13 protein-coding genes are annotated in these 14,959 nt (G+C 74.9%); 11 read left to right on the forward strand and 2 right to left on the reverse strand.

The genetic code is table 11. From position 1 onward, the window contains the following. Nucleotides 1-78 precede the first annotated feature (78 nt). Nucleotides 79-348 (reverse strand): hypothetical protein, encoded by a 270-nt coding sequence (locus ABZY20_RS18035; protein ID WP_356442497.1) that lies wholly within the window; start codon nt 346-348, stop codon nt 79-81. Nucleotides 349-569: 221 nt separating this feature from the next. Here ABZY20_RS18035 and ABZY20_RS18040 point away from each other — a divergent pair, with 221 nt between their 5' ends. From ABZY20_RS18040 to ABZY20_RS18055, 4 genes are all read left to right on the forward strand, one after another. Beyond that, a complete protein-coding gene (locus ABZY20_RS18040) occupies nt 570-3,428 on the forward strand; it encodes a beta-N-acetylglucosaminidase domain-containing protein (protein WP_356442498.1) in 2,859 nt (952 codons plus the stop codon). An 86-nt stretch (nt 3,429-3,514) separates the two neighbouring features. Next, nucleotides 3,515-4,048 carry a PadR family transcriptional regulator gene (locus ABZY20_RS18045; RefSeq protein WP_356442499.1) on the forward strand — a complete coding sequence of 178 codons (534 nt, stop codon included), beginning with the start codon at nt 3,515-3,517 and terminating at the stop codon, nt 4,046-4,048. Next, entirely contained in the window at nt 4,045-4,731 is a 687-nt protein-coding gene (locus tag ABZY20_RS18050) for an ABC transporter ATP-binding protein (protein ID WP_356442500.1), read from the forward strand. The genes ABZY20_RS18045 and ABZY20_RS18050 overlap by 4 nt, the downstream gene beginning before the upstream one ends. Beyond that, a complete protein-coding gene (locus ABZY20_RS18055; protein ID WP_356442501.1) occupies nt 4,728-6,119 on the forward strand; it encodes an FtsX-like permease family protein in 1,392 nt (463 codons plus the stop codon). Before ABZY20_RS18050 ends, ABZY20_RS18055 begins: the two co-directional genes overlap by 4 nt. An 88-nt stretch (nt 6,120-6,207) precedes the next feature. Here the strand turns inward: ABZY20_RS18055 and ABZY20_RS18060 are convergent, their stop codons facing one another. Then, on the reverse strand, nt 6,208-6,744 hold the full coding sequence (locus ABZY20_RS18060) for an HNH endonuclease (RefSeq protein WP_356442502.1): 537 nt from the start codon (nt 6,742-6,744) through the stop codon (nt 6,208-6,210). A 311-nt stretch (nt 6,745-7,055) separates the two neighbouring features. Here ABZY20_RS18060 and ABZY20_RS18065 point away from each other — a divergent pair, with 311 nt between their 5' ends. The 7 genes from ABZY20_RS18065 to ABZY20_RS18095 all read left to right on the forward strand — a co-directional run bounded on the left by ABZY20_RS18065 (nt 7,056) and on the right by ABZY20_RS18095 (nt 14,927). Beyond that, nucleotides 7,056-8,147: a mechanosensitive ion channel family protein gene (locus ABZY20_RS18065; protein ID WP_356442503.1), complete on the forward strand. Its 1,092-nt coding sequence runs from the start codon at nt 7,056-7,058 to the stop codon at nt 8,145-8,147. Nucleotides 8,148-8,461: 314 nt separating this feature from the next. Then, complete coding sequence (locus ABZY20_RS18070; RefSeq protein ID WP_356442504.1) at nt 8,462-9,673, forward strand: ROK family transcriptional regulator; 1,212 nt, start codon at nt 8,462-8,464, stop codon at nt 9,671-9,673. A 1-nt stretch (nt 9,674) separates the two neighbouring features. Beyond that, on the forward strand, nt 9,675-9,905 hold the full coding sequence (locus ABZY20_RS18075) for a hypothetical protein (protein ID WP_356442558.1): 231 nt from the start codon (nt 9,675-9,677) through the stop codon (nt 9,903-9,905). Nucleotides 9,906-9,909: 4 nt separating this feature from the next. Next, nucleotides 9,910-11,175 carry a 6-phospho-beta-glucosidase gene (locus ABZY20_RS18080; protein ID WP_356442505.1) on the forward strand — a complete coding sequence of 422 codons (1,266 nt, stop codon included), beginning with the start codon at nt 9,910-9,912 and terminating at the stop codon, nt 11,173-11,175. Then, complete coding sequence (locus ABZY20_RS18085) at nt 11,166-12,143, forward strand: BadF/BadG/BcrA/BcrD ATPase family protein (RefSeq protein WP_356442506.1); 978 nt, start codon at nt 11,166-11,168, stop codon at nt 12,141-12,143. Before ABZY20_RS18080 ends, ABZY20_RS18085 begins: the two co-directional genes overlap by 10 nt. A 274-nt stretch (nt 12,144-12,417) precedes the next feature. Beyond that, on the forward strand, nt 12,418-13,869 hold the full coding sequence (locus ABZY20_RS18090; protein WP_356442507.1) for a hypothetical protein: 1,452 nt from the start codon (nt 12,418-12,420) through the stop codon (nt 13,867-13,869). Between the two features lie 29 nt (nt 13,870-13,898). Beyond that, nucleotides 13,899-14,927, forward strand: coding sequence for a glutamate ABC transporter substrate-binding protein (locus ABZY20_RS18095; protein WP_356442508.1), 1,029 nt, complete (start codon nt 13,899-13,901; stop codon nt 14,925-14,927). The last annotated feature ends 32 nt before the right edge of the window (nt 14,928-14,959 follow it).

Genomic DNA, 14,959 nt, shown 5'->3' on the forward strand with positions numbered 1-14,959 from the left:
GGCGGAAGGACGGGGGTGCGGTGCGGCGGGCGGGCGTGCCGGACGTCGCGCCACCGCGCAGGTCCACCGGAGCGGCTCCTAGGACCTCGTGAAGTCGGGGACGAAGGCGGAGGGCTCGCTGGTCAGGGGAGCGGAGTCGGCGAGCGGCGGCTCGCTGGTGAGGGGCTCGGCGTCGGGCAGCGGGGGCTCGCTGGTCAGCGGGGGCTCGGCGCAGGTGCTCTCGGCGCTGAAGACGCAGTAGTGGGGGTCGTCGTAGCGGGGGTCGTCGTAGTGCGGGTCGAGGTCGGCGGACGTGTCCGCCACGGGTTTGGACGGGGCCGGGAGCGGAAGGAAAGTCATCGCAGCCACGGGGGCCTCCTCATCGGGTACGGCTTCAGGGTTATCGCAGCCCTACCCAGTCGGCGCGAAGGCAGACGCCTTGGACCGGACATCGTGCTCCTGCTCACATTCCACTCCCCTCCACGCCCTCCATATTCCGGCAAAATCGGCCACAACGACCACTCTCGTTGACACCCGCACCGGGCGGGTGGTGGGCTCGTTCCGCCGGTCGAACGCAATCGGAGGGGCCTGTGGGACTGCGGCACGGGAAGCGGGCGGCGGCTCTCGCGGTCGCCGTCGTCGCCGGAAGCCTCGCCGCGCCGCCCGCCGCGGTGGCGGCCCCGGCACCGCCCGGCGCGACCGCGGCACCGGTCCCGGACACCGCCGCGCCTGGCCTTTCCGTCTGGCCGCGCCCGCAGACCCTGCGCCCGGGCGGCGCCCCGGTGGCCGTCCCGGACGTGGTCGCCCTGATCGCCGACGCGCAGGCGGACCCGTACGCCGTGGACGCCCTGCGCGCGCTGCTGCGGCGGGCCGGCGCACGGCAGATCACGGACTCCGCCCGGCCGGGCGCCCTGACCGTGCGCGCGCGGACGCTGCCCGTCCGCCCGGGCGACCGCCACGCCCTCCCCTCCGGCGGGTACGACCTGTCCGTCGGCGCGGACGGCGTCGTCCTCACCGGCACCGGCCCGGACGGCCTGTTCCACGCCGTGCAGACGCTCCGGCAGCTGACGCGCCCCGACGGCACGATCGCGGCGGCCGTCGTACGCGACTGGCCGGGCACCGCCGTACGCGGGATCACCGAGGGTTTCTACGGCACGCCGTGGACGCACCGCCAGCGGCTGGCGCAGCTCGACTTCATGGGGCGCACCAAGCAGAACCGCTACCAGTACGCGCCCGGGGACGACCTCTACCGGCAGGCGCGCTGGCGTGAGCCCTACCCGGCGGCGCAGCGGGCGGAGTTCCGGGAGCTGGCCGAGCGGGCGCGCCGCAACCACGTCACGCCCGCCTGGGCGGTGGCCCCGGGCCAGGCGATGTGCTTCTCCTCCGACGCCGACGTGCGGGCGCTGAACCGGAAGCTCGACGCGATGTGGGCGCTGGGCTTCCGCGCCTTCCAGCTGCAGTTCCAGGACGTCAGCTACAGCGAGTGGCACTGCGAGGAGGACGCCGAGCGGTTCGGCTCCGGCCCCGGGGCGGCCGCGCGGGCGCAGGCGCGGGTGGCGAACGCGGTGGCCCGGCACCTGGCGGACCGGCATCCGGGCGCCGCCCGGCTGTCCCTGATGCCCACCGAGTACTACGAGGACGGCACGACCGACTACCGGCGGGCCCTGGCGCGCGCCCTGGCCGCGGACGTCGAGGTGGCGTGGACCGGCGTCGGGGTGGTGCCCCGCACCATCACGGGCCGTGAACTGGCCGAGGCGCGCGAGGCGTTCGCGCATCCGCTCGTCACGATGGACAACTACCCGGTCAACGACTACGACCCCGGCCGGGTCTTCCTCGGCCCCTACCGGGGCCGTGAGCCGGCCGTCGCGACCGGCTCGGCCGCCCTGCTCGCCAACGCGATGCAGCAGCCGGAGGCGTCCCGCATCCCGCTGTTCACCGCCGCCGACTACGCCTGGAACCCGCGCTCCTACCGGCCCGGGGAGTCCTGGCGGGCCGCGATCGCCGACCTGGCGGGCGGGGACCGCAGCCGCGAGCAGGCCATCGCCGCGCTCGCCGGGAACGACGCCTCCTCCGTCCTGGACGACGAGGAGTCGGCGTACCTGCGCCCGCTGACCGAGGCGTACTGGCGGTCCCGTACGGCCGGGGGCGCCCGGTCCGGCGGAGATGCCGAGCGGCGGCTGCGCCAGGCCTTCACCGTGCTGCGCGAGCTGCCCCGGCGGCTGGCGGGCACCGGCCTCGGCGCCGAGGTCGCGCCCTGGTCGGAGCAGCTGGCGCGCTACGGCGAGGCGGGCACGGCCGCGCTCGGCATGCTGGACGCGCAGAGCGCCGGGGACACGGCGGCGGCCTGGACGGCGTACCGCAGGCTCGGCTCGCTGCGGGACCGGCTGGGGTCGTCCCGGGCCGAGGTCGGCACGGACGTCCTGGACCCCTTCCTGCAGCGGGCGCAGAAGGCGTACGCGGACTGGTCGGGCATCGGCCACGAGCCGCCGCGCAACCCCGGCGACGGCCGCACCCTGCGCTTCCCGCGTGCCCGTGCCCTCACGGCCGTGACGGCCCTGACCGACCCGGGCACCCGGGGCGCCGTCGAGGTGCACGAGCCGGGGCGGGGCTGGCGGGAGGCGGCCCCGCTGGACGCATCCGGGGCGACGGAGGTCAGGCTGCCGGCCGGGCGGCTGGTGGACGCGGTGCGGGTCACCGGGCCCTCCCCGGCCCGCCTGCGGCATCTCGTCCCCTGGTTCACGGACTCCCCCGCCACCGCCCTGGGGCTGGACCGGGACCGGGTGGACGTGGAGAGCGGGCGCACCGAGCGGCTGACGGCCCGGCTGGGCTCGCTGCGGCCCGCCGACGCCCGGGGCGGGCTGACCGTCGAGGCGCCGGAGGGCGTGCGGGTCAGGGTGCCGGAGGGCGGGCTGACCGTGCCGCGCGGCACGACCGTCGAGGTGCCGGTCGAGGTGAGCGTGGAGCGTGGCGCGCCGATGCGGTCGTACGACGTGCGGCTGCGCTTCGCGGGAGCGGCCCGCTCCCTGACCGTCCGGGCCTTCCCGCCCACCGGCGGCCCCGACCTGGCCCGCACCGGCACGGCCCGTTCCTCGGGCGACGAGACGCCGGACTTCCCGGCGCGGGCGGCGAACGACGGCGACCCGGCGACCCGCTGGTCCTCCCCGGTCGACGACGGCGCCTGGTGGCAGGTCGAACTGCCCCGTCCGGCCCGGCTCGGCCGGGTCGTGCTGCACTGGCAGGACGCCCACCCCTCGGCGTACCGCGTCCAGGTGTCGCCGGACGGCCGCCGCTGGCGTACGGCGGCCGCGGTGCGGGACGGCCGGGGTGGCCGGGAGAGCGTCCGCATGGACGAGCGGGACGTGCGCTTCGTGCGCGTCCAGGGCGAGAAGCGGGCGACGGCGTACGGGTACTCGCTGTGGTCGGCGGAGGTCTACGCCGTCACGGAGTAGTGACGGGAGCGGCTCCCCGGATCTGCGGGGGATCTTTTCCCGCCCACTATTCACTCAGTACATGTACTCAGTGCATAATGATCGTCATGAGCACCCGCCACATCCTGCTGGGCCTGCTCGCCACGGGGCCGAGCCACGGCTACGACCTCAAGCGGCGGCACGACGAACGCTTCCCGCAGGCCCGCCCGCTGGCCTACGGGCAGGTCTACACGACCCTGCAGCGTCTCGTCCGGGACGGCCTCGCCGAGGTCGAGGGCACCGACTCGGACGGCGGGCCGGAGCGGACCCTGTACCGCTCGACGGACGAGGGGACGCGCGAGCTGTCCCGCTGGGCCGGGCAGATCGCACCGCCCGCGCCCTTCGTCACGAACGAGATCTTCGCCAAGGTCGTGGTCGCGATCCTCTCCGGCGGCGACCCGGCCGCGTACCTCGGCGCCCAGCGCGCCGCCCACATGGAGCGGATGCGCGAACTCACCGCCCTGAAGGCCGCCCCGGGCGCGGACCTGGCGACCGTGCTCTCGGCGGACTACGCCCTCAACCACCTCGACGCCGACCTCCGCTGGATGAACACCACGGCGGCCCGGCTCACCACCCTGACCGCGGAGGTCGACCGAGCATGAGCGAACCCGTGCCGCTTCTCACGGCGAGCGGCCTGATCAAGGCACACGGCAGGACCCCCGCGCTGCGCGGCGTCTCCCTGGCGCTGCGCGCCGGCGAGATCCTCGCCGTGACCGGCCCGAGCGGCAGCGGGAAGTCGACGCTGCTGCACTGCCTGGCCGGGATCGTCCGCCCGGACGAGGGCTCGGTGACCTACGACGGCCGGCGTCTGGAGGAGCTGCCCGAGAAGCGGCTGAGCGAGCTGCGCCGCACCGAGTTCGGCGTGGTGTTCCAGTTCGGGCAGCTCATCCCCGAGCTGACGGCGCTGGACAACGTCGCCCTGCCGCTGCTGCTGGCCGGCACCGACCGCGCCCGGGCCCGGTCCCTGGCCGGTGAGTGGCTGGAGCGGTTCGGGGTGCGCGGGCAGGGCGATCTGCGGCCGGGCGGGATGAGCGGCGGCCAGGCCCAGCGCGCCGCACTGGCCCGGGCCCTGGTCACGGGCCCGAGGGTCGTCTTCGCCGACGAACCGACGGGGGCACTGGACTCGCTGGCCGCCGAGCAGGTCATGACGTGCCTGGTGCGCACGGCCCGCGAGTCGGGCACGTCGGTGCTGCTGGTCACGCACGACGCGCAGGTGGCGGCGTACGCGGACCGGGAAGTGCGGCTGCGGGACGGCGCGCCGGCGCCGCTGGGGGTGACGGCATGAGGACCGGGCCCGACTCCCCGCCGCCGGCCGGCACCGGATCCCTGCGGTCCGATCTGCGGCTGGCCTGGCAGCTCACCCGGGGTTCCGACCGCGGCGAGTGGTGGCGGGTGGCGCTCACGGCGGCGGGAGCCGCGCTCGCGACGGGGTTCGCCCTGACCGCGGTCGCCCTCGCCGCCGTGCGCGGAAGCGCCGACGTGCCCGTCGCCGCGGGACTGCTGGACGAACCCGGCACCCGCTCCGGCGTGGTCGCCGGCCTGCTGCTCCTGCTCGTGCCGGTGCTGGGGTTCCTGGGGCAGTGCGCCCGGATCGGCGCCGTGCACCGCGACCGGCGGCTGGCCGGGCTGCGGCTGGCCGGGGCGACGCCGTGGCAGGTGCGGCGGATCGCCGCGCTGGAGACCGGGCCGGCCTGTCTGCTGGGCTCGGCCGCGGCCGTCGTCCTCGCCGTGCCGCTGCTGCTGCGGCTGTGGTCCCGGCCCGCCCCGGCGGCCTGGGCGGGCATCGCCCTGGTCGCGGTGGCCGTGCCGCTGCTGGGCGCGGCGGCGGGCGCGCTGGCGCTGCGCCGGGTGGTGGCCTCGCCGCTCGGCTGGGTGCGCCGGGTCGGGCCGCGCTCCGGACGGGGCCCGGGGCTGCTGTTCCTGGCCGGGCTGCTGCTCGTGGCGCTGACGGCGCTGCTCACCGCGTTCGCCGCCTCCCCCGGCGGGTCCGGCCGGCCGGGCGGCGGAGCGCCGCTGACGCTGATGGGCGTGGTCCTCGCGGTCGGCGCGGGCGCGGTGTGGCTCTCCGGGGCCGCGGCGCGGGCGATCGGGCGGTTCCTCGCGGCCCGGGCGGGCTCGGCGGCCACCCTGATCGCCGCGGAGCGGCTGCGCGACGACCCCTGGGCGGCCGCGCGCACCCACGGGGCGGTCCTGCTGGTGACGCTCGCCGGGACCGGCTTCCTGGGCATCCGCGAGGTGCTCCTGGGCCTGGTGCGCGAGGAGAGGAACTTCAGCGGGGACGTGGGCTACTACGCCACCGGCCTGGACCTCACCGGCGCCGCCGTCGCGGTCGCCCTCGCGATCACCCTGTCCGGGCTCGCCGTGGGGACCGCCGAGTCCCTGGCCACCCGCCGCCGCGGCCTGGCCGCGCAGGCCGCCGCCGGGGTGCCGCACGCGGTCCTCGGCCGCGCCCTGCTGCTGGAGACCGCGCTGCCGCTGGCCCCCGCCGTCCTGCTCGCGGGCCTGGGCGGCCAGGGCATCGGCGTCTGGTACGCCGTGCTCGCCGGCCGGCCGGTGCCCTGGGTGACGCTCCTGGTGCCCGTCGCGGTGTACGCCGCCTGCCTGCTGGCCGCGGCGACCTCGCTGCCCCTGCTGCGCCGCTCGGTGCGCCCCGGGGAGCTGCGCTACGCGTGAGGGCGCGCCGGGCCGCCGGCCCCGGGGAACGGGGGTTCCCGGGGCCGGTCCGGTGCCGGGCACGCCAACACGAAGGCCCGGATCGTCGTCAGGCGGAAATGCCGTCGATCCGGGCCAGGGCGTCGTCCGCGCCGTACGGCTGCAAGTACGGCAGCCAGCGCGGGTCCCTATGGCCGGTCCCGATGATGCGCCAGGCGAGGCCGGTGGGCGGGGCGGGTTTGTGGCGCAGCCGCCAGCCCAGCTCGATCAGGTGGCGGTCGGCCTTCACGTGGTTGCAGCGGCGGCAGGACGCCACCACGTTGTCCCAGACGTGCTTGCCCCCGCGGCTGCGCGGGATGACGTGGTCGACGCTGGTTGCGACGCCACCGCAGTACATGCACCGGCCCCCGTCGCGGGCGAAGAGCGCCCGGCGGGTGAGAGGAACGGGCCCCCGGTAGGGAACCCGCACGAATCGCTTGAGCCGGACCACGCTGGGTGCGGGGACTGTGACGGTCGCGCTGTGCAGATAGGCGCCGGACTCCTCGAGGCAGACGGCCTTGTTCTCGAGGACGAGGACGAGCGCGCGGCGGAGCGGTACGACACCTAGCGGCTCGTACGACGCGTTGAGGACCAGGACGTGCGGCACGGATGCCTCCTTGTACGCCGGCGGCGCGTGGCTCGCGCCGGGACGATCCGTAGTCAGTCTCTCCTCATGCCTGGTGGAAGCGCCACCATGTCCCCGTAACGGGCTGGGAGTGTTTTCGACCACATCTGAATCATCCCCAGGATCATGGCCTGTTCAAGCCCAGGTGAGGACCGTCTCTCCTTCACACATTCTGCGCGAGCACCCACAATGCCCCGTTAGTGTGGTGGTTCTGCCCCCTCGGTGACCCAACCGTGACCTCGACCCGTGGACCACCGCACCGGGGCAGACCGCTGCACCTGGAGGTACCTGCCGTGTCCCTGTCCGCCGTCCTGCTCGCCGCGGGCCCGTCTCCGTCGCCGACCCCCACGGAGACCCAGACACCGAGAGTGCCCTCACTCCAGGACGCCCAGGAGAGCGCGACGAACGCCGCCGGCTGGGTCGAGCAGAACTGGTCGACGTGGCTCGCGATCGGCCTGCGGGTCCTGCTCATCGTGGTGATAGCGGCGGTGCTGCGGGTCGTCGTGCGACGGGCGATCACCAAGCTGATAGACCGCATGAACCGCGGCGGCCAGAGCGTGGACGGCTCCGGGATCGGCGGGCTGCTGGTCAACGTCGAGCGCCGCCGCCAGCGCTCGCAGGCGATCGGCTCGGTGCTGCGCTCGGTGGCGTCCTTCCTGATCATCGGCACGGCCGCGCTGATGGTCCTGGGCACCTTCCAGATCAACCTCGCGCCGCTGCTGGCCTCGGCCGGTGTCGCCGGTGTCGCGATCGGTTTCGGCGCGCGCAACCTGGTGACGGACTTCCTGTCCGGCGTCTTCATGATCCTGGAGGACCAGTACGGCGTCGGGGACACCATCGACGCGGGCGTCGCCTCCGGCGAGGTCATCGAGGTCGGCCTGCGCGTGACGAAGCTGCGCGGCGACGGCGGCGAGATCTGGTACGTCCGCAACGGCGAGGTCAAGCGCATCGGCAACCTCTCCCAGGGCTGGGCCACCGCCAACGTGGACGTCACGGTCCACGCCTCGGAGGACCTGGACAAGGTCAAGGCCACCCTGGACGAGGTCGCCGGGAAGATGAGCGCCGAGGAGCCCTGGAACGAGCTGCTGTGGGGCCCGATCGAGGTCCTGGGCCTCGACAGCGTGCTGCTGGACTCCATGGTCGTGCGCATCTCGGCGAAGACCATGCCCGGCAAGTCCCTGACGGTTGAGCGCGAGCTGCGCTGGCGCATCAAGCGGGCCTTCGACGCGGCGGACATCCAGATCGTCGGCGGCGCCACGGCCACGGCGGAGGAGACCCCGGCCGACCCGACGGCGGCCATGGCGGCCCCGTCGGCCTACGCCAGCACGTCGTCCCCGCAGTCCCTGCAGGCCTCCCCGCTGACACCGACGAGCACGACGAAGTAGCACGACGAAGTAGCACCTGCGAGGAGGGCGGCAACCGGCAGAGCCGGGGGCCGCCCTCTTTGCGTGCGGGGGGGGGGTGGCGGGAGCCGCGTTCTCTGCGGGCCGGGTGGCGGAGGCGGTCCTCTTCCCACCCCGTCCCCGCCCGCAGAGCACCCGGCAACCCCTATTGACGCCCGCCCACCGGCGGGCATACCTTCTGCCACCAATAGGAAACCTTCCTAACAGTGCCCGAAGGGCGATCCCCCGGCGCCCCGCCGATGGACTTCCCCCGGTCACTGGGAAGCTGAGCCGCCGAAGGGCAGGTGGGGACACGCATGGCAGGATCCGCCGGCACGCCGGGCACCCCGCGCGTCCTGCGCGCCATGAACGACCGGGCCGCCCTGGACCTGCTGCTGGAGCACGGGCCGCTGTCCCGCACCCGGATCGGCAAGCTCACCGGCCTGTCCAAGCCGACCGCGTCCCAGCTCCTGGCCCGTCTGGAGGCGGCGGGGCTGGTCCTGGCCACCGGCACCACCGCGGGCCGGCCCGGACCGAGCGCCCAGCTCTACGAGGTCAACCCGGCGTCCGGCCACGCCGCCGGGCTGGACGTCACCCCCCGGCGGATCCTCGCCGCGGTCGCCGACATCACCGGCCGCACGGTCGGCCGCTTCGAGCTGCCCACGCCCGGCAGACGCACCGGCACCCCGGTCGTGCGGCAGGTGACCGACGCCCTGGACGGGGCGGTGAAGGCGGCGGGCCTGACCCGGGACGACGTCCGCCGCCTCGTCATCGGCACGCCCGGCGCCTTCGACCCCGCCACCGGCCGTCTGCGCTACGCCTCCCACCTGCCCGGCTGGCACTCCCCCACCCTCCTGGAGGAGCTCGCCGCCGCCCTGCCGATGCCGTTCGAGTACGAGAACGACGTCAACCTGGTCGCGCTCGCCGAACAGCGCCTCGGCGCGGCCCGCGGGCACGCCGACTTCGTGCTGCTGTGGAACGAGGAGGGCCTGGGAGCGGCCCTGGTCCTCGGCGGCCGGCTGCACCGCGGCTGGACCGGCGGCGCCGGCGAGGTCGGCTTCCTGCCGGTGCCGGGCGCGCCCCTGGTCCGCCAGGTCACCCGGGCCAACAGCGGCGGCTACCAGGAGCTGGCCGGTTCCCAGGCCGTCCCGCGCCTGGCCCGTGAACTCGGCATCGCGGACATCCCGCCGGGCTCGCACACCGAGGCCGCCGCACTCCTGCTGGCCCGGGCCGCTGAGGACGGCGACGACGCCCACCGCGCCCTCCTGCGGGCGTACGCGACCCGCCTGGCCACCGGACTGGCCTCCCTGGTCTCGGTGCTGGACCCCGAGCTCGTCGTCCTGAGCGGCGCGGCCCTCACCTCCGGCGGCGAGGCGCTGCGCGCCCTCGTCCAGGCCGAGCTGGAGGAACTGGCCGCGTCCCGCCCGCGCCTGGTCCTGGGCGACGTCCGTGAACACCCCGTCCTGCGCGGCGCGCTGGAGAGCGCGCTCGCGACCACCCGCGACGAGGTCTTCGACACCTCCCGCTAGCTTGGCCCGCCCCCGCGTTCCCCCCACCCGTGCCCCAAGGGAGCTGCACCATGCCCGAGACGCCGAGGACCCGGACGCGGCGACGGCCGACGGCTGCGCGGACCCGCGCACCCTCCTCAAGGTCGTTCCGCCGGCGACCGGACCGGGCATAGCCGCTGTGGCGCTCCTCCAGTTCCGCTACGCGCAGAAGGCGTTCGTCGAGGGTGGCACGCTCACCGGAGTGAAGGGTTGAACTCATGAAACTCACCGTGGTCGGCGGAGGCTCGACCTACACCCCCGAACTCGTCGACGGCTTCGCCCGCCTGAGGGACACCCTGCCCGTCGAGGACCTGGTCCTGATGGACCCCGCCCAGGACCGCCTGGACCTGGTGGGCGGCCTGGCCCGCCGTATCCTCGCCCGCCAGGGCCACCCCGGCCGCGTCACCACCACGACCGACCTGGACGCGGCGGTCGACGGCGCCGACGCGGTGCTGCTGCAACTGCGCGTGGGCGGCCAGGCGGCCCGCGAACAGGACGAGACCTGGCCCCTGGAGTGCGGCTGCGTGGGACAGGAGACCACGGGCGCCGGCGGCCTGGCCAAGGCGCTGCGCACCGTGCCGGTGGTCCTCGGCATCGCGGACCGGGTCCGCCGCGCCAACCCGGACGCCTGGATCATCGACTTCACCAACCCGGTCGGCATCGTGACCCGCGCCCTGCTCCGGGCGGGCCACAAGGCGGTCGGCCTGTGCAACGTGGCGATCGGCCTGCAGCGGAAGTTCGCGGCGCTCCTGGGTGTCGCGCCCGCGGACCTCCACCTCGACCACGTGGGCCTGAACCACCTCACCTGGGAGACGGGCGTCCGCCTCGGCGGCCCCGAGGGCGAGGACGTCCTGCCCGCGCTCCTGGCCTCCCACGGCGACGCGATCGCGGCCGACCTGCGCCTGCCCCGCGCCCTGCTCGACACCCTGGGCGTGGTCCCGTCGTACTACCTGCGCTACTACTACGCGCACGACGCGGTGGTCGGGGAGCTCAGGACCAAGCCCTCCCGGGCGGCCGAGGTGGCGGCGATGGAACGCCGGCTGCTGTCGATGTACGCGGACCCGGCCCTCGACGAGAAGCCGGACCTGCTGGCCCGGCGCGGCGGCGCCTACTACTCGGAGGCGGCGGTGGACCTGGCGGCGGCCCTGCTGGGCGGCGAGGGCGCCCCCTACCAGGTGGTCAACACGTACAACCGGGGCACGCTCCCCTTCCTCCCCGACGACGCGGTGATCGAGGTGCAGGCGGCGGTGGGCCCCAAGGGCGCGTCCCCCCTCGCCGTCAGCCCGCCCGATCCGCTCTACGCCGGTCTGATGGCCGGCGTCACGGCGTACGAGGACCTGGCCCTGGAAGCGGCCCTGCACGGCGGCCGGGACCGCGTCTTCCGCGCCCTCCTCTCGCACCCCCTCGTCGGCCAGTACGCGCAGGCCGAGCAGCTCACGGACCGGCTGATCGCCCACAACCGGGAGCACCTCACGTGGGCGTGACCGCACGGGTCCTCGCGATCGACGCGGGCAACAGCAAGACGGACGTCGCGATCGTGACGCCGGCCGGAGAGGTCCTGGCGACGGCACGCGGGGGCGGCTTCCGCCCGCCGGCCGTAGGGGTGGACACGGCCGTGCGCGAGCTGTCCGAGACGGTCGCACAGGCCCTCGCCGGCGCCGGACTCACCTCCGTCACCCATGTCTCGGCCTGCCTGGCCAACGCCGACTTCCCCGTGGAAGAGGAGCAGTTGGCGGCCGCACTGCACGCGCGCGCGTGGTCCGGCACCGTCGCGGTCCGCAACGACACCTTCGCCATCCTGCGGGCCGGCGTCACCGAACCCCGGGGCGTCGCGGTCGTCTGCGGCGCGGGCATCAACTGCGTCGGCATGCGCCCCGACGGCCGGACCGCCCGCTTCCCCGCGCTGGGCCGCGTCTCCGGGGACTGGGGCGGCGGCTGGGGCCTGTCGGAGGAGGCGCTGTGGCACGCGTCCCGGGCGGAGGACGGCCGCGGCGCCCCGACGGCCCTGGCCCGCGCCCTCCCCGCCCACTTCGGCCTGCCCTCGATGCATGCCCTCGTCGAGGCACTCCACTTGGGGCGCGTCCCGGCGCGGCGGCGCCACGAGCTGGCACCGGTCCTGTTCGCGGCCGCCGCGGACGGCGACCCGATCGCCCGCGGTCTCGTGGAGCGCCAGGCCGAGGAGGTCGTCTCCATGGCGGTGGTGGCCCTGACCCGCCTCGGCCTCCTGGACGAACCGGTCCCCGTCCTCCTGGGCGGCGGGGTCCTGGCGGCGGAACACCCCCAACTGAACGACCGCATCAGCGCGTTGCTGGCCGAACGGGCCCCCAAGGCGGTACCGCGGGTGGTGAGGGCCGCCCCGGTCCTCGGGGCGGCCCTGCTGGGACTGGACACCGTGGGCGCCGAGGAGGGAGCACAGGAACGGCTGAGGGCGTACTACGGCGGCACGCCCTGAGCCGAGCCGATGACGGTCCGCGCTGCCGCACGCGCACGTACGGACGGGGCCGTGCCGGGAGTGTCGGCCCGCAGCGGTCGGCGCGTCGACGGGCGGCGGGCCGCCGCAGGGACCCCCACCTCACCCCGCGGGAACCGATCCATTCCCCCGAACGTGTACCTGGACAGGGGTGGTGCTCCACGCTGCGATCCGATCAAGATCGAGGCAAGGCCGGTGCGGATGTCGGTCCCGGCGGCGATACTTGCGGCGACGGATGACCATGGGGGAGGTCACGGTGACGAACACGCCGAAGAGCAGCACACCACCAGGCAATTCCCGCCTGCCCGTCCTGCCTGCCGTCCCGGCCCAGGCGTCTCCCCCGAGCGGCCCGGCCCCCACGCCCTCCCCGAGCCCCCGAACGCCCCAGCCTCCCCGCCGTACCGCCTTCGCCGAGGGCTTCGACCGGATCCGCGCCGCCGCCACCACCGAGCCCGGCCGCCTCCGCGTCATCGGCGCCCTCCTCGCCGCCCTCGTCCTCGCCTTCGGCGCCGTGGCCGCCTGGCAGATGACCGACCGCGCGGCCGCCGCCGACGACGTCCTCACCAGCAGTCAGCCCCTCAGCTCCGACGCGGCGGACATCTACCGCTCGCTCGCGGACGCCAACACCGCCGCGTCCAGCGGCTTCCTCGCCGGCGGCCAGGAACCGGCGGCGACGCGCGAGCGCTACGAGAAGGACATCCGCACGGCGGCCGAGAAGCTCGTCAACGCCGCCGCCAACGCCGACCCGGACTCCCCGTCCACCGCCACGATCGCCGAACTCAACAGACTCCTCCCCGAGTACAAGGGCCTGATCGAACGCGCCCGCACCTACAACCGCCAGGGCTTCCCCGTCGGCGGCGCCTACCTGCGCTACGCCAACGAGAAGATGCAGACCCGGATGCTCCCGGCCGCGGAGGACCTCTACAAGAAGGAGAACCAGCGCCTCCGGGCGGACTACGCGGACGCCCGCCCCTACCCCTGGGCCGCCATCGCGCTCGGCGTCGCCGCCCTGGCCGCCCTCGCCTGGGCCCAGCACCGCACCTACCAGCGGACGAACAGGGTCCTGAACCAGGGCCTGGTGACGGCCACGGCGACGGCGACCGTCGTACTGCTCTGGCTCGTGATCGGCCACAGCGTCGCCCGCGCGGGCCTGGACGACTCCTACGACCACGGCGTCCGCTCCCTGAACGTGCTGCACGACGCCCGCATCGCCTCGCTCAAGGCCCGGGGCAACGAGAACCTCACCCTGGTGGCCCGGGGCGCGGAGACGAAGAAGGTCGGCGGCACCACCTACGACGCCTACGACTACGACTTCGGCACGGACATCAGGGCACTCGGCCGGTACCTGGCGGCAGCCGGGGAGCTGGCCGACGACGCGGCGGGAGAGAAGCCGGTCACCACGGCGGTGGGCAACATGAAGGAGTGGCAGAAGCGCCACACCGCCGCCCGCGGCCAGGACGAGAACGGCGACTACCAGCGGGCGCTGGACATGGTCATCGGCACCGGGAACGCCACGGGCGAGTGCTTCGACAGCGTCGACGCGAACCTGCGCACGGCCCTCGCGCACGAGGAGACCGAGTTCCAGCGCGCGGCGGGCGACGGCCGGGACGCGCTGACGGGCCTCCCGGCGGGCGCGGCGGCCCTGGCGGTCCTGGGCGCCGCCGGCGCGCTCCTGGGCATCGGCCGCAGGCTCTCGGAGTACCGGTGAACGGGTCACGGGCGAAAGGAGGCAGGCCGATGCGAGGCAGCACGCTCAAGGGCTGGGGCGGCGTGACGGCGATGGCGGTCGTCTGCCTTCTGGTGGCGTTCGTCGCGCTCTGCCTCCCGCGCACCGCGGTCACCACGGCCGACCGGTCCGCCGCGGCGGCGAGCCGGACCACCCAGCCGCGGAGCGCGGCGGCGGAGGACTGCGAGGACCCCGAGAAGCAGACCCTCGCGCCCTCCTCCGCCGACGGCGAGACCATCGAGGCGATCAAGAACCGCGAGGGCGAGAAGCGCAGACTGGTCGTCGGCGTCGACCAGAACAGCTACCGCTGGGGCTACCGCAACCCCAACAGCGGCAGGACCGCGGAGCTGGAGGGCTTCGACATCGACCTGGTCCACCGCATCGCCGAGGACATCCTGGGCGATGCGGACGCCGTCCAGTTCAAGGCGATCCCCACCGACCAGCGCATCCCCGCGATCCAGGACGGCCGCGTCGACATGGTCGTCCGCACGATGACGATCAACTGCGCCCGTATCGAGGACGTCGCCTTCTCCGCGCCGTACTTCAGGACGGGCCAGCAGGTCCTGGCCCCGCGGAACAGCCCCGTCCGCGGCTACGACGAGTCGCTCGCCGACCGCAGGGTCTGCACGGCGGCGGGCTCCACGGCGTACTCCACGCTGGAGGCGGACCGCGAGTCCGGCCGTCTCCCGCGGTCCACCGACATCTCCACCACCGTCCCGAACCAACTCGACTGCCTGGTGCGGCTCCAGCTCGGCGAGGTCGACGCGGTCGTCACGGACGGCGCCCTCGCGGCGAGCCAGGCGGCACAGGATCCGACGGTCGAGCTCAAGGGCGACGCCTTCACTGCCGAGTACTACGGCGTGGCGATGAAGAAGGACGCCGACGATCTGGTACGCCGGGTCAACCAGATCCTGGTGGACTACCGCAAGGACACCGAGAACGGCTGGCAGGCGTCGTACGGGAAATGGCTGTCGGCGACACTGGGCAAGGATGCGAAGAAGTCGGAACCCCCGGCACCGCAGTACCTCCGCACCGGCTGAGGGCCGGGACGCACCACCCCGGGGCGCACCGC

This window comes from Streptomyces sp. NPDC006624, from assembly GCF_040611555.1.
GTDB lineage: Bacteria > Actinomycetota > Actinomycetes > Streptomycetales > Streptomycetaceae > Streptomyces.